19 protein-coding genes and 2 pseudogenes are annotated in these 22,404 nt (G+C 73.2%); 10 read left to right on the plus strand and 11 right to left on the minus strand.

The features are described 5' to 3' along the window. Positions 1 to 40: 40 nt before the first annotated feature. The 3 genes and pseudogenes from QQK22_RS01465 (at position 41) to QQK22_RS01475 (ending at position 2,954) form a co-directional block, all read left to right on the plus strand. A pseudogene (locus tag QQK22_RS01465) lies at positions 41 to 1,199 on the plus strand (Gfo/Idh/MocA family protein). Positions 1,200 to 1,231: 32 nt separating this feature from the next. Then, positions 1,232 to 2,214, plus strand: a pseudogene (locus QQK22_RS01470) (sugar phosphate isomerase/epimerase family protein). A gap of 80 nt (positions 2,215 to 2,294) precedes the next feature. Beyond that, on the plus strand, positions 2,295 to 2,954 hold the full coding sequence (locus QQK22_RS01475) for an NADPH-dependent F420 reductase (protein ID WP_284248866.1): 660 nt from the start codon (positions 2,295 to 2,297) through the stop codon (positions 2,952 to 2,954). Positions 2,955 to 3,550: 596 nt separating this feature from the next. Here QQK22_RS01475 and QQK22_RS01480 read toward each other — a convergent pair. The 3 genes from QQK22_RS01480 to QQK22_RS01490 all read right to left on the minus strand — a co-directional run bounded on the left by QQK22_RS01480 (position 3,551) and on the right by QQK22_RS01490 (position 7,446). Beyond that, positions 3,551 to 5,158 (minus strand): FAD-dependent oxidoreductase, encoded by a 1,608-nt coding sequence (locus tag QQK22_RS01480; RefSeq protein ID WP_284248869.1) that lies wholly within the window; start codon positions 5,156 to 5,158, stop codon positions 3,551 to 3,553. Between the two features lie 16 nt (positions 5,159 to 5,174). Beyond that, positions 5,175 to 5,993, minus strand: a complete 819-nt coding sequence (locus QQK22_RS01485; protein ID WP_284248871.1) for a 3-ketoacyl-ACP reductase — start codon at positions 5,991 to 5,993, stop codon at positions 5,175 to 5,177. Between the two features lie 292 nt (positions 5,994 to 6,285). After that, a complete protein-coding gene (locus tag QQK22_RS01490) occupies positions 6,286 to 7,446 on the minus strand; it encodes an acyl-CoA dehydrogenase family protein (protein ID WP_284248873.1) in 1,161 nt (386 codons plus the stop codon). 175 nt (positions 7,447 to 7,621) lie between these two features. Here QQK22_RS01490 and QQK22_RS01495 point away from each other — a divergent pair, with 175 nt between their 5' ends. Further along, positions 7,622 to 8,101: a hypothetical protein gene (locus QQK22_RS01495; protein ID WP_284248875.1), complete on the plus strand. Its 480-nt coding sequence runs from the start codon at positions 7,622 to 7,624 to the stop codon at positions 8,099 to 8,101. 191 nt (positions 8,102 to 8,292) lie between these two features. On the opposite strand, the gene glpK is transcribed toward QQK22_RS01495, so the two are convergent. From glpK to QQK22_RS01510, 3 genes are all read right to left on the minus strand, one after another. Continuing rightward, on the minus strand, positions 8,293 to 9,810 hold the full coding sequence (glpK, locus tag QQK22_RS01500) for a glycerol kinase GlpK (RefSeq protein WP_284248877.1): 1,518 nt from the start codon (positions 9,808 to 9,810) through the stop codon (positions 8,293 to 8,295). Positions 9,811 to 9,888: 78 nt separating this feature from the next. Then, complete coding sequence (locus QQK22_RS01505) at positions 9,889 to 10,632, minus strand: MIP/aquaporin family protein (RefSeq protein ID WP_284248879.1); 744 nt, start codon at positions 10,630 to 10,632, stop codon at positions 9,889 to 9,891. Between the two features lie 82 nt (positions 10,633 to 10,714). Beyond that, positions 10,715 to 12,406, minus strand: coding sequence for a glycerol-3-phosphate dehydrogenase/oxidase (locus QQK22_RS01510; RefSeq protein WP_284252479.1), 1,692 nt, complete (start codon positions 12,404 to 12,406; stop codon positions 10,715 to 10,717). Between the two features lie 200 nt (positions 12,407 to 12,606). On the opposite strand from QQK22_RS01510, the gene QQK22_RS01515 reads away from it, so the two are divergent. Continuing rightward, entirely contained in the window at positions 12,607 to 13,563 is a 957-nt protein-coding gene (locus tag QQK22_RS01515) for a sugar-binding transcriptional regulator (RefSeq protein WP_284248882.1), read from the plus strand. Continuing rightward, positions 13,560 to 14,096 carry an amino-acid N-acetyltransferase gene (locus QQK22_RS01520; RefSeq protein WP_284248884.1) on the plus strand — a complete coding sequence of 179 codons (537 nt, stop codon included), beginning with the start codon at positions 13,560 to 13,562 and terminating at the stop codon, positions 14,094 to 14,096. Before QQK22_RS01515 ends, QQK22_RS01520 begins: the two co-directional genes overlap by 4 nt. Before the next feature lie 4 nt (positions 14,097 to 14,100). Here the strand turns inward: QQK22_RS01520 and QQK22_RS01525 are convergent, their stop codons facing one another. Further along, complete coding sequence (locus QQK22_RS01525) at positions 14,101 to 14,625, minus strand: hypothetical protein (RefSeq protein ID WP_284248886.1); 525 nt, start codon at positions 14,623 to 14,625, stop codon at positions 14,101 to 14,103. Between the two features lie 68 nt (positions 14,626 to 14,693). Next, the gene (locus QQK22_RS01530; protein WP_284248888.1) at positions 14,694 to 15,653 is read right to left on the minus strand and encodes an HhH-GPD family protein; all 960 of its coding nucleotides are present in this window, start codon (positions 15,651 to 15,653) and stop codon (positions 14,694 to 14,696) included. Between the two features lie 98 nt (positions 15,654 to 15,751). Here QQK22_RS01530 and QQK22_RS01535 point away from each other — a divergent pair, with 98 nt between their 5' ends. Together QQK22_RS01535 and QQK22_RS01540 are read left to right on the plus strand one after the other, a co-directional pair. Then, a complete protein-coding gene (locus tag QQK22_RS01535; protein ID WP_284248890.1) occupies positions 15,752 to 16,234 on the plus strand; it encodes a hypothetical protein in 483 nt (160 codons plus the stop codon). Then, positions 16,231 to 16,539, plus strand: coding sequence for a hypothetical protein (locus tag QQK22_RS01540; protein ID WP_284248892.1), 309 nt, complete (start codon positions 16,231 to 16,233; stop codon positions 16,537 to 16,539). Before QQK22_RS01535 ends, QQK22_RS01540 begins: the two co-directional genes overlap by 4 nt. Before the next feature lie 24 nt (positions 16,540 to 16,563). On the opposite strand, the gene QQK22_RS01545 is transcribed toward QQK22_RS01540, so the two are convergent. Genes QQK22_RS01545 through QQK22_RS01555 form a run of 3 tightly spaced genes read right to left on the minus strand, consistent with a single transcriptional unit; the run spans position 16,564 to position 19,744 of the window. After that, entirely contained in the window at positions 16,564 to 17,400 is an 837-nt protein-coding gene (locus QQK22_RS01545; RefSeq protein WP_284248894.1) for a carbohydrate ABC transporter permease, read from the minus strand. Continuing rightward, complete coding sequence (locus QQK22_RS01550; protein WP_284248896.1) at positions 17,397 to 18,365, minus strand: carbohydrate ABC transporter permease; 969 nt, start codon at positions 18,363 to 18,365, stop codon at positions 17,397 to 17,399. The genes QQK22_RS01545 and QQK22_RS01550 overlap by 4 nt, the downstream gene beginning before the upstream one ends. Further along, positions 18,362 to 19,744 carry an ABC transporter substrate-binding protein gene (locus QQK22_RS01555; RefSeq protein ID WP_284248898.1) on the minus strand — a complete coding sequence of 461 codons (1,383 nt, stop codon included), beginning with the start codon at positions 19,742 to 19,744 and terminating at the stop codon, positions 18,362 to 18,364. Before QQK22_RS01555 ends, QQK22_RS01550 begins: the two co-directional genes overlap by 4 nt. Before the next feature lie 146 nt (positions 19,745 to 19,890). Between QQK22_RS01555 and QQK22_RS01560 the strand changes: the two genes are divergently transcribed. Together QQK22_RS01560 and QQK22_RS01565 are read left to right on the plus strand one after the other, a co-directional pair. Beyond that, positions 19,891 to 20,910: a LacI family DNA-binding transcriptional regulator gene (locus tag QQK22_RS01560; RefSeq protein ID WP_284248901.1), complete on the plus strand. Its 1,020-nt coding sequence runs from the start codon at positions 19,891 to 19,893 to the stop codon at positions 20,908 to 20,910. A gap of 33 nt (positions 20,911 to 20,943) precedes the next feature. Further along, the gene (locus tag QQK22_RS01565) at positions 20,944 to 22,404 is read left to right on the plus strand and encodes a glycoside hydrolase family 32 protein (RefSeq protein ID WP_284248904.1); all 1,461 of its coding nucleotides are present in this window, start codon (positions 20,944 to 20,946) and stop codon (positions 22,402 to 22,404) included.

Here is a 22,404-nt window from a genome sequence, read left to right on the forward strand (position 1 = left end):
GGAAAGCGCTTCCCTCGGATCTGACAGCAACGGAGCCACGATGACCCGCACCCTTCGCATCGCCATGAACGGCATCACCGGCCGGATGGGGTACCGCCAGCACCTGCTGCGCTCGATCCTCCCGATCCGCGAGCAGGGGGCGTGCAGCTCCCCGACGGCTCGCGGCTCCAGGTCGAGCCCGTGCTCGTGGGCCGCAACGCCGAGAAGGTCGAGGCCCTGGCGAAGCAGCACGACGTCGAGCACTGGACGACCGACCTCGACGCCGTGATCGACGACCCCGCGACGGACATCGTGTTCGACGCCTCGATGACGTCGCTGCGCTACGAGACCCTCGCCCGCGCCATGCGGGCCGGCAAGCACATCTACACCGAGAAGCCGACGGCGGAGACGCTCGCCGAGGCGGTCGACCTCGCGCGGATCCGCCGGGAGACCGGGGTGAGCGCCGGCGTCGTGCACGACAAGCTGTACCTGCCCGGCCTCGTGAAGCTGCGCCGGCTCGTGGACGAGGGGTTCTTCGGCCGCATCCTGTCGCTGCGCGGCGAGTTCGGCTACTGGGTGTTCGAGGGGAGTTCCAGCCGGCGCAGCGCCCGTCGTGGAACTACCGGAAGGAGGACGGCGGTGGCATGACCACCGACATGTTCTGCCACTGGAACTACGTCCTCGAGGGCATCATCGGCTCGGTCGAGACCGTCTCGAGCCAGACCGTCACGCACATCCCCACGCGCTGGGACGAGCGGGGCGAGGCCTACGACGCCACGGCGGACGACGCCGCCTACGGCGTCTTCCAGCTTCGCACCCCGCAGGGCGACCCCGTGATCGCGCAGATCAACTCCTCCTGGGCCGTGCGCGTGCACCGCGACGAGCTCGTGGAGTTCCAGGTCGACGGGACGCACGGCTCCGCCGTCGCCGGCCTGTTCAGCTGCGTGGCGCAGCAGCGCGGCAGCACGCCCAAGCCCGTGTGGAACCCCGACCTCCCGACCACCGAGAAGTTCCGCGAGCAGTGGGCCGACGTGCCCGCCAACGCCGAGCTCGACAACGGGTTCAAGGCGCAGTGGGAGGAGTTCCTGCGCGACGTCGCGGCCGGGCGCGAGCACCGCTTCGACCTGCTGTCGGCCGCGCGCGGGGTCCAGCTGGCGGAGCTCGGGCTGCGCTCCTCCGACGAGGGCCGGCGTCTGCCGGTGCCGGAGATCGCGCTGTGAGCGCCGAGTCGGCCCTCGGGGGCGACGGCGCGCTGGGGACACTCCCGGCGCCGGTCGTCGACGTCGACGCGGGCCGTCCGGCCGACCTCGCGCGCCTCTCGCTCAACACCGCGACCGTCAAGCACCTCACGCTCGCGCAGGCGGCGCAGGTGGCGGCCGACGCGGGGCTGAGCGCGATCGGGCCGTGGCGCGACCGGGTGCAGGAGGTCGGGGCGCCGGCTGCCGCGCGGATCCTGGCCGACCACGGGCTGCGCGCGTCCTCGCTGTGCCGCGGCGGGTTCCTCACCGCCGTCGACACCGAGGGCCGCCGCGCCGCGCTCGAGGACAACCGCAGGGCGATCGAGGAGGCCGCGACGATCGGGGCCACCGAGCTGATCATGGTCGTGGGCGGGCTGCCCGCGGCGACGGCGCCCGGGGGCCGGCGGCGCCGTACGCGCCGGTGGCGGCCGACGGTGGTCCCGGAGCTTCCGGGGCCGCGGCGGGTGCCGGCGGTGTCGATCCCGGCCGCGACCTCGTCGGTGCACGCGCCCGGGTGGCCGACCGGATCGGCGAGCTCGTGCCGTTCGCGGCGCAGCACGGGGTGCGCCTCGTGCTCGAGCCGCTGCACCCGATCTTCGCGGCGGACCGCGCCGTGATCTCCACGCTCGGCCAGGCGCTGACGATGGCGGAGCAGTTCGAGAGCTCCGCCGTCGGCGTGGTGGTGGACACCTACCACGTGTGGTGGGACCCGCGGCTGCGCTCGCAGATCCACCGGGCCGGGATGGAGAAGCGCATCGCCTCCTACCAGGTGTGCGACTGGACGCTCCCGCTCGCGGCCGACCCGCTGCTCTCGCGCGGGCACGTCGGTGACGGGTACGTCGACTTCGCCTCGATCACGAACTGGATCGCGGCGACGCGGTACCGGGGTGACGTCGAGGTCGAGATCTTCAACGCCGAGGTCTGGGACGCGCCGGCCGAGGCCACGCTGGCGACGATGGTCGAGCGCTACCGGCGGCACGTGGCGCCGCACCTGTAGGTCCGGGCCCGGCCACGCGCGACGGACGACGGCGGGGCTCCTGCGGAATGCGCGGGGGTCCCGCCGTCGTTGTGCCGTGCATGACGACCTACGGGATCATCGGAGCAGGCAACATCGGCGCCCAGGTGGCGCGCGCGCTCGTCGCGCTCGGCGAGGACGTGGTCATCGCGAACTCGCGCGGGCCGGAGACGCTGGTCGACCTCGTCGCGGAGCTGGGCGACCGCGCACGGGCCGCGACGGCGCGCGAGGCCGCGGAGGCGGCGGACGTCGCCGTCGTGACGGTGCCGCTGCGCGCCTACCGCGAGGTGCCCGTGGCGGAGCTGGCCGGCAAGGTCGTGCTCGACACGAACAACTACTACTGGGAGCGCGACGGTCACATCGCCGAGCTGGACCGCGGCGAGGCGACGGTGAGCGGGATGCTGCAGCAGCACCTGCCGACGTCCGTGGTCGCCAAGGCGTTCAACCACATCGAGGCGGCGGGCATCACCACCACCGGGGCGCCCGCCGGCACGCCGGACCGCCGGGCGCTCGCGACCGCGTCGGACTCGCCCGAGGCGATCGCGCTGGTGACCGAGCTCTACGACCGCCTCGGGTTCGACACCGTCTCCGTCGGTTCGCTGGCGGAGTCCTGGCGGGTCGAGCGCGACCGGCCCGCCTACGTCGTGCGGCAGAACGCCGCCGAGCTGCGGGACAACCTGGCCCGCGGCTTCCGCGTGCGGCCCGAGGACTCCGAGGGCTGAGCCGGCGCCGCGTCGGTCGGCGTCAGTAGACGTTGCCGCTCTCGCGGAAGTCGCGCCAGACGTTCTCGAAGAAGTCGTCGTCGGCGGGCACCGGTCGGCGCGGTCGCCAGCGGAAGGCGGGGAGCCCGCCTCCCCGTGGCCGGCCGCGTCGCCCGCGTCGGCGAACGGTGCCGCCTCCCAGCCCTCGCCGTCCGGCACGTGCGAGTCCCCGACCCCCTCCTCGGGCGCGAGCAGGGCGGACTCCTGCACGACGTCGTCGAGCGCCCCGCCGTCGAGCCGGAACCGGAACACCTCGGGCAGGTCGGCCAGCGGTTCGCCGGCCGACGGACCCCAGCTGCGCTGCGGCAGGTCGCCCTCGGCGTCGGAGTACAGCACCGATCCGCGCGAGCGACCGCCGTGCGCCACGTAGTCGCGCATCGCCGACAGGTAGACGAAGGCCGCGGTCAGCGTGTCGCGCACGAGGAAGACCCGGTTGACCGACTGCCGCGAGGAGGCGGAGGCGACGACGTCGCCCGCGTAGGTCGCGAGCCAGGCGCGCACCTCCGCCAGGGCCTCCTCGATCGAGGCGGCGCTGCGCACGGGACCGGCCTTCTCGCTCATGAGCGCCTGGACCGCGCGCAGGATGTCGCCGGTGTTCTCGGCGTCCCCGGCCGCGGCGCGGAGGTCGCCGCCGCCACCAGGCCCTGGGCGTTCGCGACCACGGGCGCCGCGGCGGCCGCGAACGCGGCGTCGTCCAGGAGCGGGGCCGCATCGGCGTCGCGCCGGGCCGCGATGAACTGCGCCGCGCGCGTCGCGCCCACCTGGCCGGAGTTCAGCGCCGCGCCGCCGGGGCGGTAGACGCCGTGCGCGCCGCCGGCCTCGCCCACGGGGAAGAACCCGGCGACGTTGGACTGCCACCACGCGTCGACCACGAGGCCGCCGTTGTTGTGCTGCGCACAGACGTCGACCTCCAGCAGCTCCTTCTCCAGGTCCACGTACGGGTTCTTCTCGAGGTAGAAGCGGTAGGCCGGCTCGTTCATGGTGCGCAGGCGCTCGATCGGGGTGCCGGTGAGGGCGCCCGCACGCTCGAGGTAGGCGTACGCCTCCGGTGACAGCGCGCTGGGGTCGAAGTCGTCGCGGACCGGGTTTCGCGTGAAGTCCAGGAACACCCGACGCCCGCGGAGCACCGTCTCGCGGTAGACGAGCAGGTCGATCAGGCTGGAGCCGTCGCGCGCCTTGCGGATGTCGAACGGCCACTGGTAGCCCTTGAGGAACACCAGGCTCATGAGGTGGCCGTAGTCGTCGATCACCTCGGTGAGGAACTCGCGCTCGTCACCGCCGTCGGCGTCGAAGGAGACGAACCGCGGCACCACCTGCATGTACGTGCCCGAGACGTTCCACCGCGGCTTGGTCGAGGCGAGCCCGAACTGCCACTCGGTGAGGTTCTTGCCGTGCACGCCGGCGCGGTAGGCGGCGCCCGAGGCACCCCACTGGCCGTTCGGGAACACGCGCGTGCGGTACATGCCGGCGGGGCCGCCCGTGGCGTAGACGAGGTTGGCGCACCGCAGGAGGAGGTAGGGGGAGCGGGGCTCGTCGTCGTCCCCCTCGTCGGGCACGTGCGGCACGTCCGTGCGCAGCACGAGCAGACCGGCGACGGCGCGGCTCCCGTCCGGCGCGGTCGTCGTCACGACGTCGACGACGCGGCACTCGTCGAGCACGGGCGTGCCGTCGCGCTGCACCTTCTTCTCGAGCTGCGTCACCATCGAGCGGCTCGTGTACGGGCCGACCGAGGTCGCCCGACGGCGCGGGTCGTGGTCGGTCTTGTAGCCGATGAACTCGCCGTAGCGGTTCTGCGGGAACGGGACGCCGAGGTCCACGAGGTGCAGGAACCCGCGGGCGGAGAGCGCGGCCTCGGCGAGCGCGTTGTCGCCGTCCATCGCACCGCCCGAGAACAGGGTCTGGGCCATCTCGTGCACGGAGTCGTCGTCGCCGCCCGAGAGGGTCAGCTTGTAGTACGTCTGCTTGTCGCTGCCGGCGTTGCGGCTCGCGCCGGCCCCGATCTTGTCCGCGACGACGACCACGTCGTCGGCACCGAGGTCGTGCAGCCGGTCGGCGGCGCAGTAGCCCGCCGAGCCGGTGCCGACCACGACGGTGCGGGCGGTCAGGACGGGGACGTCGAGGCCGTCGATGCGGGTGAGGGAGGGCTCGGGTCGCTGGATCGTCACGATCGGGTCCTCGTCCTCAGAGCGTCGGGATGTGGAAGCCGCCGTCGACGTTGACGACCTCACCGGTGGAGTAGGGCATCTGGCCGGAGGCGAGGACGGCGACGGCGCCCGCGACGTCGGCAGGTCGCCCCCAGCGGGCGATCGGTACGTTCCCGCCGGCGAAGAACGCGTCGTACTTCTCCTTGACGCCGGCCGTCATGTCGGTCTCGATCACACCGGGGCGGACCTCGTAGACCACGATCCCCTCGGGGGCGAGGCGGGCGGCGAACAGCTGGGTGGCCATGCCGACACCGGCCTTGCTCAGGCAGTAGTCGCCGCGGTTGACGCTCACGGTGACGGCCGAGGTGGAGGAGACGTTGATGATCGTGGCGAGCGGGGTGGTGTCGTCGGGGGTGTGCGCCGCGGCGTCGCGCAGCTCGAGCACGCGGTTCGCGAAGTGCTGCGTGAGGAAGTACGGGCCGCGCAGGTTGATACCGATCACGCGGTCGAAGCTCTCGGTGCTCGCCTCCAGGATGTCGGCGCGCACGCTCGGGGCGACGCCGGCGTTGTTGACGAGGAGGTCGAGACGGCCCCAGGCGTCGACGGTGTCCGCGACGTATCGGGCGTGGTCGGCGGGGTCGGCCACGGAGCCGGCGACGTACCGCACGCGTGCGGGGTCCCCGGCGAGCTCGCGCAGCGGGTCGAGGACCTCGGCGGGCGCCTCGCGGGTGGCGAGGATCGAGACGGCGTACCCGTCGGCGAGCAGGCGCTGCGTGATCCCGAGCCCGATGCCGCGGCTGCCGCCGGTGACGAGGGCGACGGGGTGGTCGGCGCGTGCGGCGGGTGCGTGGGTCATGGGGGTCCTCGCTGTCGACATTGACGGTAAGCGCTATCCAAACATGCCCCCCGCCGCGTGTCCACCGGCGGCCCGCCTCTGCCCGCGTGCCCGCGTGCCCGCGTGCCCCCGTGCCCCGGCTACCCCTCGCCCGCCGAGAACGCCCAGTGCTGCTCGGGGCTGCCCGTCGAGCCGCACCTGCCGTTCTCGGCGGCCCGCACGCCGGACGAGAACGCTCGGTGCGGCTCGACCGCATGTTTCGAGCAGCACCGGCCGTTCTCGGCGGGGGTGAGGGCGGGGGCAGGGGCGCGGGTCAGGGCTGGGGGAGCGGACCCAGGATCGAGGTGGCGATCGTGCGGTGCGCCGAGCGCTCGTCGCTCGGGTGGAAGATCCCGGCGAGCACGTCCCGGTACAGGCGCCCGACCTCGCTCCCGGTCCGGTACGCCGCGCCGCCACTCACCGCGACGACCGACTCGACGACGGCGCGCGCGTCCGCCACCGCCCGCACCTTCAGTCCCACGAGCTGCGCGAACCAGCGCGCGCCGTGGTCGGTGCCCTCGTCCACGTCGCGCGCGAGCGCGAGGACCTGGAGCCGCGCGCCGTCGTGCCGGGTGGCTGCCTCCGCGATGGCGCGGCGCACGTCGGCGTCGTGCGCGAGCGGCTCACCCTCACCCCGGCGGGAGCGACGGCCGAGCGCCGACTCGGCCCCGAGCTCCACGGCGCGCCCGGCGATCCCCGTGTAGGCCGCCGCGATGAGCACCTCGAACGTCGCGAACAGCGCGAACATGAACGGATCCGCGCTCGGACCCACCGGGAGTGACCGGTAGACGCGGTCGGCGGGGGCGTGCGCGCCCTCCAGCACGGTGCTGCGCGACTGCGTCGCCCGCATGCCGAGCGTGTCCCAGTCGTCGATCGTCCGCGTCCCCTCCAGCGTGACGACGCCGTGCACGAGCCGCGGGTCGTCGGGGTCGGAGTCGTCGCGGCCGAAGGTCGCCAGCCGGGTCCACACCGGCGCGAGCGAGGTGAAGATCTTGGTGCCGTGGAAGCGGAACCCGCCCGCGCCGTCGGGCTCGGCGCGGGTGAGCGAGTCGAACATGACGAGGTCGTTGCCCGCCTCGGAGTTGCCGAACGCGAAGATCTCGCCGGCCGCGGCGTCGCGCAGCACGAACGCGACCGAGTCGTCGCCGCCCGCCACCAGGCGTGCCGCCAGTCCCGTGACGATCAGGTGCATCCCGACGGCGAGCGCCGTCGCCGGGGCGGCCGCCGCCAGCCTCATCTGCTCCCGCGCCACCTCCTCGAGGCTCAGCCCGGCGCCGCCGAGCGGCTCCGGGACGAACGCGCGCAGGTACCCGAGGTCGACGAGATCCGCGAGGTCGGCGTCGGGGAAGGTGTTGGTGGCGTCGTGCCCGGCGGCGCGGTCGTGGATGCGCGCCAGCACGTCGTCGGTGAGGAGGGTGCGCAGGGTGCGGGCCATGACGCCAGCGTGCCATCGGTGCGGCCGCGTGCGTGAGGGCGGGTCGTCGCACCGAGCTGCGCACTGTCATGACGGACGGCGTCGTGGATTGCCTCGTGACCGACGGCGGACGACCGGTCCACCGTCCCGATGGTGCGACGGGTCATCATGGTGGCTCGCCACCCGAGGGAGCAGTATGACGGAGCCGTACGACGGCGCAGGCCACCGGGGTGCGGACTCCGGGCACGAAGCACCGCCTCCGCCCCTCCCGCCACCGCCCTCGGCGTTCCCGCCCTCCCCGCACCCACCTTCGCCGCACGCCGGCACCGGTGCCGGCCAGGCCACGGCGTACCCCCACGTCTACGCGCCCGCCCAGCCCTGGGACGCGCCGCGGCACCGTCCCGGGGCGACGCTCGCCGTCGGCTGGACCCTGTTCGGCCTGTCGGTCCCGCTGAACGTGCTCGTGGGATTCTTCGCGGGCTTCATCGGGATCTTCTCGCTGATCGAGCCGGGTTGGTGGACCGCCCTGCTGTTCGGGATCCCGGTGGTCCTGCTCGCCGGGACGATCGTGGCGCTCGCCCGCCTGATCCGGCGCCGGCCGTCGATCGTCCTGTGCTCGGTGCTGCTCGCCGTCGGGGTCGCGGCCTGGCTGCTGGGTCGCGGATCGGTGTTCTGACGCGACCGGTACCGAAGGCTGTGGCCGGTCGGCAGGGGGACTGCGACCGGCCACAGCACGGGTGCCCGCGACGTTGAGGACGGCGTCCACGGTACCCCCGGGTCCGTGACCTGGCTCACGCGGACGACGGAGCCCGCCGGATCGTGGCCACATCGTGACCTTCGACCCGGCGGGCTCCGTCGGTGTTCGGGCTACTGCTCGACGTCGTCGTCGACCCAGTCCAGGGTCTTCGTGACGGCCTTCTTCCAGTTGCGTAGCAGGCGTCCGCGCTCGGCCTCGTCCATCGACGGGGTCCAGCGCTTGTCCTCGGACCAGTTGTCGATGACGTCCTGCTCGCCCGACCAGAAGCCGACGGCGATCCCGGCCGCGTAGGCGGCACCGAGGGCGGTGGTCTCGGCGACCTTCGGGCGCACGACGTCGACGCCGAGGACGTCGGCCTGGAACTGCATGAGGACGTCGTTGGCGACCATGCCGCCGTCGACCTTGAGCTCGGTGAGGTTGACGCCGGAGTCGGCGTTCATGGCCTCGAGCACCTCGGCGGTCTGGAACGCCGTCGCCTCGAGGGCGGCGCGCGCGATGTGACCGATGTTGACGTACCGCGTCAGCCCGACGAGCGCGCCGCGGGCGTCGCTGCGCCAGTGCGGCGCGAACAGACCCGAGAACGCGGGCACGAAGTACGCACCGCCGTTGTCCTCGACCGTCTCGGCGAGCTTCTCGATCTCCGGCGCCGAGGAGATGACCTTGAGGTTGTCGCGCAGCCACTGCACCAGCGAGCCGGAGACCGCGATCGAGCCCTCGAGGGCGTAGACCGTGGGCTGGTCGCCGATCTTGTAGCAGACGGTGGTCAGCAGGCCGTTCTCGCTCGGGACGATCTCGGTGCCCGTGTTGATGAGCATGAAGTTGCCGGTGCCGTAGGTGTTCTTGGCCATGCCGACCTCGAAGCACGCCTGGCCGAACGTCGCCGCCTGCTGGTCGCCGAGGATGCCGGCGATCGGCACGCCGGCGAGCAGGCCGCCCTCGCGGCCCTTGCCGTACTCCTCGGAGGATGAGCGGATCTCGGGGAGCATCGACAGCGGGATGCCCATGTCCTTCGCGATGTCCTCGTTCCACGAGAGCGTGTCGAGGTTCATCAGGAGGGTGCGCGAGGCGTTCGTGACGTCGGTGACGTGCACACCGCCGTCGGGCCCGCCGGTCATGTTCCACAGCACCCAGGAGTCGACCGTGCCGGCGATGAGGTCGCCCGCCTCGGCCTTCTCGCGCGCACCCTCGACGTTCTCGAGGATCCAGGCGATCTTCGGGCCGGCGAAGTAGGTCGCCAGCGGCAGACCGACCTTGTCCTTGTAGCGGTCGTCACCGCCGTTCTCGGCGAGCCGGTCGCAGATCTTCTGCGTGCGCGTGTCCTGCCAGACGATCGCGTTGTAGGCCGCCTCGCCGGTGTTCCTGTCCCAGACCACCGCGGTCTCGCGCTGGTTGGTGATGCCGATCGAGACGATGTCCTTGGCCTGGAGGCTCGCGCGGCCGAGGGCCTGCCCGACGACGTCGCGCACGTTGGTCCAGATCTCGGCCGGGTCGTGCTCGACCCAGCCGGCCTTCGGGAAGATCTGCTCGTGCTCCTTCTGGCCGGTCGCGACGATCGACCCGGAGTGGTCGAAGATGATCGCGCGGGAGCTCGTGGTGCCCTGGTCGATGGCGAGGACGTAGTCAGCCACGGTGGGGTCCTTTCACTTCGTCGTGTGGGGGTGTGTCGTACGGGTGCTGCGGTGGTGGTGCGAGGTGGTGGGTGCGGGTCAGGCCATCGCCGCGCCGGCGAGGCCGCCGAGGACGCCGCCCACCAGCGGGCCGACGATCGGCACCCAGGCGTAGCCCCAGTCGGAGGTGCCCTTGCCCTTGATCGGCAGGAGGGCGTGCGCGATGCGCGGACCGAGGTCGCGGGCAGGGTTGATCGCGTAGCCGGTGGGGCCACCGAGGCTGGCGCCGATACCGACCACGAGGAGGGCGACGGCGAGCGGGCCGAGTCCCGAGGGCGTGTTGCCGAACATCACGACGATGAAGACGAGGACGAACGTCGCCAGCACCTCGGTCACGAAGTTCCAGCCGTAGGAGCGGATCGCGGGGCCGGTGGCGAACACGCCGAGCTTGGCGCCCGGGTCCTCCTCGGCGTCGAAGTGCTGCTTGTAGGCCAGGTAGACCAGGACGGCGCCGATGATCGCGCCGAGCAGCTGCGCCACGAGGTAGAGCAGGATGTTGCCGGCGGTGGCGGGGATCGCCTCGAGGCCGAGGTCGGGGTTGCCCCCGAACAGGTCACCGCCGCTCGCCCACAGGCCGAACGTCACGGCGGGGTTGAGGTGGGCGCCGGACTTGAACGCGGCGTAGACACCGGTGAAGACCGCGAGGCCCCAACCGAAGTTGATCAGCAGCCAGCCGCCGGCGTTGCCCTTGGTGCCCTTGAGCACGACGTTGGCGACGACGCCACCGCCCAGGAGGATCAGCAGGGCGGTCCCGACGAGCTCGGGGAGGAAGATGTTGCTCACGGACGACCTCTTTCACTTCGTTGTGAGGGCGGCGCTGGTGCACCGCCACGACGGTGGGGGCGGCGGCGCCGCCCCGGGGATCTCAGGACGCTGCGGGCTGCAGCGGCTGCATGGGGGCGACGTCGGCGGCGGCGAGGCGCGCCGCCTCGGCGTCGGCGTCGGTCGTGGTGAGCGCCGCGGCCTCGCTGGCCTCGACGCGCTCGATCCAGGACGCCTTCTCGGCCTCGACCTTCGCCTCGTCCCACCCGAGCACGCCGGCGACGATCGCGGCGATCTCGTCCAGCGCGGCGCGGCCGGCGTCGGCGATCTCGTAGGACAGACGGGTGCGGTGCAGCATCACGTCCTCGAGGTGGAGCACCTGCTCGTGCGTGGCTGCGAAGTGGATCTCGGCGCGCAGGTAGGCGGGTGCGTGCTCGAGCGGTCGGGCGAGGTCGGGCTGCTCCTCGATGGCGGCGAGCAGGTCGCGCAGCGCCGAGCCGTACCGGTGCAGGAGGTGGTCGACCATCGCGGTGCTCCACCCGAAGCGCCGCTCGAGGCGGCCCGTCTGACGCTTGACGGCCTGGAGGCCGACGGCGCCGATGAGCGGGATGCGCTCGGTGATGGAGGGCAGGGAGCGCGCGCGGTCGCCGAGCGCGAAGTCGACGGCGTCCTTGGCCATCACGCGGTACGTCGTGAGCTTCCCGCCCGCGATCGCGGTGAGGCCCGGGGTGGGGGAGGCGACGGTGTGCTCGCGCGAGACCTTGGCCGAGGAGGTGCCCTCCTTGGTGCCGGGCTGCAGCAGCGGCCGCAGACCCGCCCACGTGCCGATGACGTCCTCGCGGCCGATCGGCTCGGCGAGCACCGCGTTGGCGTGCTCGATGACGTAGTCGATGTCGGCCGCCGTCGCCACGGGGTGCGTCGGGTCCTGCTCGTAGGGGGTGTCGGTGGTCCCGATGACCCAGTACCGCGACCACGGGATCACGAACAGGACGCTCTTCTCGGTCTGCAGGATCAGCCCGACGTCGCCGCGGATACGCTCGCGCGGCACGACGATGTGGATGCCCTTGGACGCGAGGACCTTGAGACCGCCGTCGGTCCCGGCCAGGGACTCGGTCTCCTCGGTCCACACGCCGGTGGCGTTGATGACGTGCGTGGCCTTCACGGTGCGCTGCTCGCCCGTCTCGAGGTCGCGCACGACGGCGCCGTTCACCCGTCCGAGGCCGCTCTTGGTCAGCTCCACGAGCTGCGTGCGCGAGGCGGCGAGCGCACCGTAGGAGGCCGCCGTCCGCACGAGGGTGAGCACGAGGCGCGCGTCGTCGACCGAGGCGTCCCAGTACTTCACGGCGCCGAGCGCGGCGTCGTCGGAGAGGTCGGGGAAGGCGCGGTGCAGCGCCTTCTTCGAGAGGTGGCGGTGGAACGGCATCGCGCGGCCCTTGCGGCTGCCGATCGTGGCGAGCACGTCGTACAGCGCGATGCCGGCGCCGATGTAGGGCCGCTCCCACTGCTTGAGCACGGGGTAGAGGAACGGCACGGGCTTGACCAGGTGCGGGGCGATCTCCTTGATGAGGAGGTCGCGCTCGGTGAGCGCCTCGTGCACGAGGGAGAAGTCGAGCATCTGGAGGTAGCGCAGCCCGCCGTGCACGAGCTTGCTCGAGCGGCTGGAGGTGCCCGAGGCCCAGTCCTGGGCCTCGATGACGGCGGTGCGCAGGCCGCGGGTCGCGGCGTCGAGCGCGATGCCGGCGCCGGTGACGCCGCCGCCGATGACGAGGACGTCGACGCCCGCGTCGTCGCTCATGGCCGCCAGGGCCTCGGTGCGGGTCGCGGGAGTGATCGCGGTGGTCACAGTTCCTCCTGTGCCTGGTGCGGCGGAACGCGTGGGGGCGCGTGTTCCCTGGTCGGGCGCGGCGGGTGGCCGCGGCTCCGGGATCCACCCTGGCCCGCAGTTCACATCTGCGCAACACTGGTGCACGAACGTGCAGTACGGGAGGAGACGGCGTGAGCGGGCGTGACGAGCTGATGCACGAGGCGGCCACCATGTACTACCTGCAGGACGCCACGATGGAGACGATCGGGCGGCAGCTGCGGATGTCCCGGTCAGGGGTCAGCCGCCTGCTGAAGGCGGCCCGCGAGCGGGGGATGGTCCAGGTCCAGGTGCGCGCGCCGGGGGCGGGCGGCGCCGTCGCACGGCGGGTGGAGCAGCTGTTCGGCGTCCGCGCGCACGTCGTGCCCGTGCGCAGCCCGCTCACCGACGACGTACGCCTCGACCACGTCGCCCGCTACGCCGCCCAGCTCCTGCAGGGCTGGTTCGGCCACGGGATGACGCTCGGCCTCGCGTGGGGCACCACCGTCGCCGCCGTCTCCACCCACCTCGTGCCCACCCCGATCCGCGACGCCGTCGTGGTCCAGCTCAACGGCGCGGCGAACACGCTCTCCTCCGGCCTCGCCTACGGCACCGACCTCGTGAGCCAGTTCGCGCAGTCGTTCGGTGCCGTGCCCGAGCACTTCCCCGTGCCCGCGTTCTTCGACTACGCCGCGACGCGCGAGCAGATGTGGCGCGAGCGCAGCGTGCGGCACGTCCTCGGCGTCCAGGCGCGCGCCGACCTGGCCGTCTTCGGCGTCGGCGCGCTCGTGGCGCCCGTGCCCTCGCACGTCTACACCTCCGGCTACCTCGAGCCCGAGGACCGTGAGGCGCTCGCGGCCGACGGCGTCGTGGGCGACGTCTGCACCGTGTTCCTGCGCGAGGACGGCTCGTGGGAGGACGTCGCGATCAACGACCGCGCCACGGGGCCGACGCCGCGGCAGCTGCAGGCGATCCACCGCCGCGTCTGCGTGGTGGCGGGGGAGGCGAAGGTCGTGCCGCTGCGGGCGGCGCTGCGGGCCGGGGCCGCCACCGACCTCGTGATCGACGAGCCGACGGCGAACGCGCTCGTGCGTGGCACGATGCCCGGGTGAGCACCCCACCCGCCGTGACGATCCGCCCCGCGGTCGCGGCCGACGCCCGTCACATCCGCGACCTCGTGGTCCCCTACGCGGAGCGACGCATCCTGCTCGCCAAGGAGCTGGTCGGGTACTACGAGTCGGTGCAGGAGTTCCTCGTCGCGGTCGGGCCCGACGGCGACGTCGTCGGCTGCGGCGCCCTGCACGTCATGTGGCGCGACCTGGGGGAGGTGCGCACGCTGGCCGTGCGCGAGGACCGGGCGCGCGCCGGCGTCGGGCGCGCCCTGGTGTCGGCGCTGCTGGACCGCGCCGAGGACCTCGGCCTCGAGCGCGTGTTCTGCCTGACGTTCGAGACCGACTTCTTCGCACGCCTCGGGTTCGTGCCGCTCGAGGGCGACGCCGTCGACCCCGAGGTGTTCGCGCAGCTCCTGCGCAGCCACGACGACGGCGTGGCCGAGTTCCTCGACCTGGCGCACGTCAAGCAGAACACCCTCGGCAACACCCGGATGATCGCCTCGCTCGCCGATCGGCGGCGAGCGGTCGGCTGAGGGGTCAGGCCGCCGGGGTGGGCGGCCCGGCCGCGGGACGCCGCGCCCGGGGCCGGAGCACGAGGATCCGCGAGCGGACCAGGCCGATGACGAACGCGACCTGGACGGCGACGACGGCGCCGAGGATCGCGGAGATGGCCGTCCCCGGCCGCGCCACGAGCCAGTAGACGACGCCGGCGGCGCAGCCCACCACGAGGAAGCGCGAGCACAGGCCGAGCGCGCGCCCCAGGCCGGCGACGCCGTGGGCGGGGTCGGGGACGCGGCGTCGCAGCAGCTGCACGAGGGCCCAGGCGGCGAGCCCGGTCGCGACGAGCGCGGCCAGCTGCCCGATCATCAGGACGGACACGCCGGGGACGACGACCTCGGCACCACCGCCTCCGCGTTCGACCTGGGCCATGCTCGCCGCGCCGGCGCCGACCAGTCCGATGCCGACCGCGCAGGCGGCCATCGCCAGGAGCGTGCGGGAGACGGCGCGCACGGCGAGGCCGGCCACGACGTCGGGGTCGCTCGCCGCGGGTGTCTCGCTCACGTGTCCACGGTAGCCGCGGCGGGGGCCGTCGGCCCGGTGGCGCACCGGTCGTCCGCGCCGATCCCGCCTCACCCGCCGAGCGCGTAGCTCCCGTCCTGCTCGCCGACCGGGCCGATCAGGCCGTCGTCGACCAGCGACGCCAGGCACCGCAGCGCCTGCTCGTCACCGCACCCGGCCGCCACCACGAGCTCCTCGCGCGTCAGGGCGCCGTCGGCCGCCCGCAGCGCCGCCATCACCCGGCCGCGGACCTGGCGATCGGTGCCGTTCCAGGCCTGCGTGCGACGGCGGTCGGCGTGCTCGTCCGCCGGCCGGCCCGCGGCGAGCCAGGCGCAGGACGCCCGGACCGGGCACTCCTCGCACCGGGGCGCGCGCGCCGTGCAGACCAGGGCGCCGAGCTCCATCACCGCCACGTTCCAGCGCGCCGACGTCGCGGCGTCCGTCGGCAGCAGCGCCGCGGCCGCCGCGTTCTCGCCGCGCGTGAGGTGCGGCCGCGGCAGGGCCTCGCCGCGGGTGAGGCGGCCGAGCACCCGCCGCACGTTCGTGTCGAGCACGACGGCGCGGCGGCCGTGCGCGAACGCCGCCACCGCTGCGGCGGTGTACGACCCGATGCCGGGCAGCGCGAGGAGCGCGGACTCGTCCGCGGGGACCACTCCGTCGTGCCGATCGACGATCGCTGCGGCGCACTGCTGCAGCCGCAGCGCCCGGCGCGGGTAGCCCAGCCGTCCCCACGCGCGCAGCACCTCCGCCGTGGGCGCGGCGGCGAGGTCGGCCGGCGTCGGCCAGCGCTCCAACCAGGCCCGCCAGGGGCCCTCGACCCGGACGACGGGCGTCTGCTGCAGCATGATCTCGCTGACCAGCACGCCCCAGGGCGTGGCCGACGGCGCGCGCCACGGCAGGTCGCGCGCCGTCGCCCCGTACCAGTCCAGGAGGGTGCGGTGGAGGGCGGCGACGTCGGGAGGGGCGTCGGTTGCGCCGGCTGAGCCGGCCGTGTCGGCGCGGGTCTCGGCGGGGGCGGGGCGCGGGGGCATCGCGGTCGATCATGCCGCGGGTCGGGCGGTCGCCGGGACAGGCGCGACGTCGGCGTGGGCTCACCGCCGCGCGGGCGAGAGCCGCCTACGGTGTCCGGGTGCCGCCGTCCAAGCCCGAGCAGACGCCGCGACCCGGGCAGGGGTCGCGGCGGCGTCTGCCCGCGACGGGGCGGCTGGGCGCGAATCCGGGATCCGGGAGGTCGACGCAGCGATCGCCGCAGGGGTCGAAGCAGCAGCCGCCGCGCCCCGGACCCGCGACCTTCCGCCGTCGCCGTCTGACCCTGGCGGTCCTCGTGGTGCTGGTGCTCGCCGGGATCGCCGCGGGGGTGTGGGCGCTCGTGGCGACGCTGGGGGTCGAGTCCGCCGACGACGCCGCGCCGGGCACGACGCCGACCTCCGGCACGACACCCGGACCGACCGACGAGCCCGGGTCGCCCGGGGCGACCGCACCCGAGCCGAGCGAGCCCGAGACGACCGAGTACCCGCCGGGCTCGACGCCGCCCCCGCCGACGGGGTGCACGCCGGAGCAGGCGAGCATCGGTGTCGACGCCCCCGCAGCGCCCGCGTGGGCGCGGGCGTGACGCTCGCCGTCGACGTGGCGACCACCAGCGACGTGCCGTGCCTCGTGGACCTCGGCTCGGGGGCGACGATGGTCGAGATCAGCTCCGGCGAGGACCCGGTCTGGTCCTCGGCGCAGTGCCCGTTCGCGCCCGAGTCGCGCCGCCTGCTGCTGGGGGAGGACGCCGAGGACTCGCAGTCGCTGACGTGGAACGGCACGCGGTGCGACGGCGGCGAGGTCGCCGGCGCGGGCACGTACCGGATCGTCGTCACGCACGAGCTCGACGGGCAGCGCCTCACGGGGGAGGCGACGCTGCTCCTGCAGTGAGCGACGCGGTGCCGCGCCGTCCCGTCAGCGGAACGACCCCGCCGTGATGCCCTCCACGAACCGGCGCTGCGCGATCGCGAACAGCAGGACGCTCGGGATCATCGACAGCACCACACCGGCCAGGACGATCGAGATGCTGCCGGTGCCCTGGATCCCCTGCAGCGTCACCAGGCCGAGCGGCAGGGTGAAGTTGTCCTGCGACTGCAGGAAGATCAGCGGCCGGTAGAACTCGGCCCAGAAACCCGTGAACGCCAGGATCGCGAGCGTCGCCATGGCGGGTGTGGCGATCGGCGCGTAGATGCGGCGGAAGACCTGGAACCGGGACGCGCCGTCGACCGTGGCGGCCTCGCCGAGCTCGCGCGGCATCTGCAGGAAGTACTGCCGCATGAGGAACGTGCCGAAGGCGCTGCCGATGGCCGGGATGACGAGCGAGGCCAGGGAGTCCGCGAGACCCATCCGGGCGATCAGCACGAAGACCGGGATGATCGTGGTCTGGATCGGGACCATCATCGTGGCGAGGAAGATCGCGAAGATCGCGCCCCGCCCCGGGAACCGGACCATCGCGAAGGCGTACCCGCTCAGGGTGCACGTGATGACCTGGGCCACCACGATCAGCCCGGTCACGATCACGCTGTTCAGCACGAAGCGGCCGAGCGAGACGTCCGTGAACACGGCCGCGTAGTTGGAGAAGTCCGGGTTCAGCGGGATCCACTGCGGCGGGTTGGAGAACGACTCGGCCGGGGTGCGCAGCGAGCTGCTGAGCGTCCACAGGAGCGGGCCGAAGCAGGCGATCGCGGCCACGACGAGGACGAGGAGGCCGAGGACGCGCGCGCCGCGGCGGGCGAGGGAGGTCGCGGTCACGAGTAGAACACCAGCTTCCGGGAGAGCACGAACTGCACACCTGTCAGCAGGAGCAGCGCGGCGAACAGGACCATGGAGATGGCGGAGCCGTACCCGAACTGCAGGTTCTGGAACGCCGTCTGGTAGATGACCATCGTGACCGTCGTCGTGGCGGTGCCCGGGCCACCCTGGGTGAGGATGAACGGCTGGTCGAACAGCTGCATCGAGTTGATGAGGCCGATGACGCAGGCGAAGAACACGGTGGGACTGATGAGCGGGAGGGTGATGCTCGTCAGCCGGCGCACCGGTCCCGCGCCGTCGATCTCGGAGGCCTCCACGACGTCGCGCGGGACCGAGGTCAGCGCGGCGACGAAGAGGATGAAGGTGAACCCGATGGACTGCCAGACGGCCACCATCACGATCGTGACGATCGCGCCGCCCTCGCTCGTCAGCCACGGCACGTTGCTGCCGCCGAGCAGACGCAGGTAGTAGTTCACGACGCCGAAGCGCTCGTTGAACAGGTAGGACATGAAGATCGAGACCGCGGCGGCCGAGGCCAGCGCCGGCAGGTAGTAGACGGTCCGGAAGACCGATCGGGTGAACGTCCGCGTCCGCTGCTGCACCAGGAGCGCCAGCAGCAGCCCGATCGCGACCTGGAGCACCACGATCGCGAACGCCAGCAGCAGCGTCGTGCCGAACGAGCGCACGACCCGGTCGTCGCCGGCCATCTGCGCGTAGTTGTCCAGGCCCACGAACTCGGGCGGGGAGATGACGTCCCAGCTGAAGAACGACAGCCCGAGCGAGACCAGGATCGGGCCGAGGGTGAACAGGGCGATCGCCAGCGCGGCGATCGCGATCATGCCGTAGCCGAAGGCGCTCTCGTGGCGGCGCCGGGCGCGGCTGCCCGGCGTCCGGCGCTCCGGGGCGAGGCGGTCCGGGGTGCGGCGCGACCGCGCGCTCTCGCGCGCGAGCGTCCCGGCGCTCACGGTGCCGCCCCCGCCGCGGTCTCGAGATCGATCTGCAGGCCGTCGAGCGCCGCGCGGGCGTCACCGGTGGAGATCGCCTCGGTCGTGCGCTGGTTGAGGGCGGTCGACAGGGCGTTGAAGTAGCTGGGCGCAGGGATCGGCGCCGTCTCGGGGAAGTCGACGAGCGTCTGGGAGAAGACCCGCCACCCCTCCGGTCCGGTGGTGGCGTAGCGCTCCGCGGTGGACAGCGAGCGCCGTGCCGGGGTGGTGACGTTGCCGGGGAACTGGATGTCGAACGCGTCGGGCCGCGTCATGCGTTTCAGCACCTCCCAGGCCAGCTCGCGCTTCTGGGAGCTCTCGAGGATGGCGTAGCCGGCCGTCCCGAACAGGTGGCGCTGCGAGCGCCAGCGCGGGAAGTAGGTGACGTCGAACGTGCCCGGGGCCATCCCGGCGTTGTGCAGGCCACCGGCCCAGAACCCGCCGCCGACGCTCATGCCGACGCGCCCGGCCGCGAACAGCGCCTGCGAGGTCTGACCACCGCCGACGTCGGGCGAGGGGGCGATGCCCTCCTTCTTGAGCTCGATCATGAGCTCCAGGGCCTCGACGGCGGGCGTGTCGTTGGCGGTCGGGGCGCCCCAGTCCCAGCCGCCACCGCGCCCGGCGGCGTCGGGGTCGCCGGCGTACGCGGAGCTCCAGAGCCACTCGCCGCCGCTCGCGCGGCGCTGCTCGAGCAGGTTGCCGTCGTTGGCGTAGAGGAACGAGGTCCAGCTGCCCCACAGGCGCACGACCCAGTCGTAGGCGTTCACGTCGGGCAGTCGCGCGATCGCGCGACCCGCCTCGTAGAAGTCGTCCACGGTCCAGCTCGGGGAGGGCAGCGCCACGCCGGCCTCCTCGAACAGGGGAGGGCTGTAGAACATGTGCCCGGCGTTGTAGTCGTTCGGCAGGAGGAACAGGCTGCCCTGGTGCATCATCGCCTCAACCAGCGACGGCGAGACGTCGTCGAAGTAGTCCTGGATCTCGGGCAGGTCCCGCGTCACGAGGTCGTCGAGCGGGGTGGCCAGGCCGCGGCCGGCCATCAGCTGCACACCCTCGGTCGCCACGCTGACGATGTCGGGCCGACTGCCGGAGGCGATCTGGGTCAGGAGCTTGGCGAAGAACTCGTTCCAGTCCTTGCCGGGCGTGGCCACGACGCGCAGCTTCACGGCCGGGTCGAGCTCGCGGATCGGCTCGAGCAGTCGCGCCCGGAGCTCGTCCGCACTGCTCTGGTCGCCGAAGATCGACATGGTCAGGGTGTTCGGGTCCTGACGGGGTGCGCACCCGGCGGCGGACAGCGCCGAGAGCATCGTCAGGCCTGCGCCCGCACCGAGGAGGGTGCGTCGGGACAGGGTGGTCTGGGGCACCTCGCAACTCCTTCGTCACGTAGTTAAAACGTATTGATAGATGATGGAAGCCCCGCTCGCCGGGTTTGTCAAGAGGGTCGCCCGGGGTCGGTACGCTCGGCGGGGGAGGTCAGATGAGGTCACAACCACCGCCGCGCCGTCCGACGATGAACGACGTCGCCAGGGCCGCAGGCGTCTCGCAGGCGACCGTGTCGTTCGTGCTCAACGACCGCAGGGACATCCCGGTCGCGCCCGCCACGAGGCAGCGCGTCCTCGAGGCTGCGAGCACGCTGCGCTACCGGACCGACCGGCGGGCGCAGGAGCTGCGGATCGGGCGGTCGACGACGATCGGCGTCGTCTCCCACGGTGTCGCCTCCCACCCCTTCGCGGGCTCGATCCTGCGCGGGTTGCAGCGCGAGGCGCTGCGCCGCTCCCACGCGGTGATGGTGATCGACGTCGACGTCGAGGCGACCGCCGCCGACGTCACCGACGCCGTGGCCGGGCTAGTCGACCGCGGCGTGGGTGCCGTCGTCCACGCCTCGGCCGGGACCCGGCCCGTCCAGATCGGTGATGTCGACGGCGCCGTCCGGACCGCCTTCGTCGCCTGCTGGCCGGCCGACGGGAGTGCCCCCGGTGAGGCCCTGCTGCTCCCGGACGACCGCGGGGGCGGCCGCGCCGTCGCCGCGCATGTCCTGGGCCTGGGGCACCGCTCGATCGCGTTCCTCGGCGGTCCCGCCCGCGACCACGCCCGGCGCGAGCGGGAGAGGGGCCTCGACGAGGCGCTGGGGCTCGCGGGGCTCCCGCTCGACTCCGTCCGCCGGTTCGACGGTGACTACGGCACACGGTCGGGGTACCGGCTCGCGGCCCGCGTGCTGGAGGGCGACGACCGGCCGTCGGCGCTGCTGTGCGGCAACGACCAGATGGCCCTGGGGGCGTACCTGGCCGCCCGCGACCTCGGCCTGCGCGTCCCGCACGACCTCTCGATCGCCGGCTACGACGACCAGGAGGCGCTCGCGAACCAGCTGGTGCCCGAGCTGAGCACCGTCGCGCTGCCGCACGACGCGCTCGGTGCGCGCGCCGCCGAGATCCTCATCGGGGACCCGCCGCCGGAGCCGGTGACCGAGTTCGTGGAGTGCGAGGTCGTCGTGCGGGAGTCGACGTCTCCGCCGCCGCTCAATACCTATTGACCCCCGGGTGCCGGCGACGTAACGTCTCGCACCATGTCATCGCCAGACCACCGGGGCTCCCGCGTCGCGACCGTCGTCGAGCCGTTCCGACCGGCTTTCCACTTCACCCCGCACCGCCACTGGATGAACGACCCGAACGGGCTGATCCACCACGACGGCGTGTGGCACCTGTTCTTCCAGCACAACGCGGGCGGTGACGAGTGGGGCGACATCTGCTGGGGGCACGCGACCTCGCCCGACCTGCTGACGTGGACCGAGCACGCCGTCGCGATCCCCGCCCGCGAGGACGAGATGATCTTCTCGGGCAGTGTCGTCCACGACGCCGCGGACGACTCCGGCCTCGGGGCGGGCGGCGAGGGGCCGCTGCTGGCGTTCTACACGAGCGCCTACCGCGGGCACGCCGTCCACGGCGACGACCAGGCGCAGTCGATCGCGGTCAGCACCGACGGGGGCGACACCTGGAGCCCGTACGCCGGCAATCCTGTGCACGCCCGCGGGCGGACGGACTACCGCGACCCGAAGGTCTTCCGGTTCGACGGCACCGCGGGGGCGTGGTGGGTGATGGTCGCGGTCGACGCCGACGCGTCGCGGCTGGTGGTCAACGTCTCGGACGACCTCGTGCACTGGCGCACGACGTCGACGTTCACCGACGATCGCGTGCCGGGTATCTGGGAGTGCCCCGATCTGTTCGCGCTCGCGGTGGACGGTGACCCCGAGCGGGTGCGGTGGGTGCTGCTGCTGAGCACGAACGGGCCCGACGGCGGTGCGCAGCCGGTGGTGATCGGCGATTTCGACGGCGAGACCTTCGCCGCCGATCCCGAGGTACCCGTCGGCCTGCTCGACCACGGCGCGGACCTCTACGCGGCCGCGAGCTGGAACGGCGTGCCCGGGCGTCGGGTGCTCGTGGGGTGGATGGGGCAGGCCTTCCGCGCCCCGACCGAGGGTTGGCAGGGTGCGATGTCGGTGCCGCGCGAGCTGACGCTCGTCGGCGGGCCGTCCGGACCGAGGCTGGCGAGCGCCGTCGTGGCCGAGCTGGCCGAGCGAGAGCGGCCGAGTGGCGAGCTCGAGATCGACGTCGACATCGAGGTCGTCCTGGCACCGGCGGGGATCCGGCAGCGGCGCATCCGCGCGACCCTGGCCGCGGGTGACGCCGAGGTGGTCGACCTGGCGGTGCATGCGGGCGCGCACGAGCGCACGGTCCTGCGGTGGCTCGTGGCCGAGGGCGTGCTCGAGCTGGACCGGACGCGCTCGGGCCAGATCCCGGACGAGGCGCTCACCCGTCCGACGCGGGCGGCGCTGCCCGATCCCGAGTCGCGGGTCCTCGACCTGGACGTCGTGCTCGACGCGATGAGCGTCGAGGTGCTGGCGGCGGAGGGCGTCGTCGCGCTGTCCGAGATCGTGCTGCCCGGCGCGGACAGCACGCAGGTGCGGATCGCCGCGCGCGGCGGACGCGCGCACGCGCGGGTGACGGTGTCGGACCTGGTCCCCGACTGA

Origin of the sequence: Litorihabitans aurantiacus, assembly GCF_030161595.1 — a bacterium.
GTDB classification, from domain to species: Bacteria; Actinomycetota; Actinomycetes; order Actinomycetales; family Beutenbergiaceae; genus Litorihabitans; species Litorihabitans aurantiacus.

Excerpts from the sequence above, each read along its gene's own strand:
- QQK22_RS01530 (WP_284248888.1), bottom strand. The coding sequence starts at position 15,653 with ATGCCCCCGCGCCCCGCCCCCGCCGAGACCCGCGCCGACACGGCCGGC.
- QQK22_RS01510 (WP_284252479.1), bottom strand. The coding sequence starts at position 12,406 with ATGAGCGACGACGCGGGCGTCGACGTCCTCGTCATCGGCGGCGGCGTC.
- QQK22_RS01560 (WP_284248901.1), top strand. The coding sequence starts at position 19,891 with ATGAACGACGTCGCCAGGGCCGCAGGCGTCTCGCAGGCGACCGTGTCG.
- QQK22_RS01495 (WP_284248875.1), top strand. The coding sequence starts at position 7,622 with ATGACGGAGCCGTACGACGGCGCAGGCCACCGGGGTGCGGACTCCGGG.
- QQK22_RS01475 (WP_284248866.1), top strand. The coding sequence starts at position 2,295 with ATGACGACCTACGGGATCATCGGAGCAGGCAACATCGGCGCCCAGGTG.
- QQK22_RS01490 (WP_284248873.1), bottom strand. The coding sequence starts at position 7,446 with ATGGCCCGCACCCTGCGCACCCTCCTCACCGACGACGTGCTGGCGCGC.
- QQK22_RS01485 (WP_284248871.1), bottom strand. The coding sequence starts at position 5,993 with ATGACCCACGCACCCGCCGCACGCGCCGACCACCCCGTCGCCCTCGTC.
- QQK22_RS01565 (WP_284248904.1), top strand. The coding sequence starts at position 20,944 with ATGTCATCGCCAGACCACCGGGGCTCCCGCGTCGCGACCGTCGTCGAG.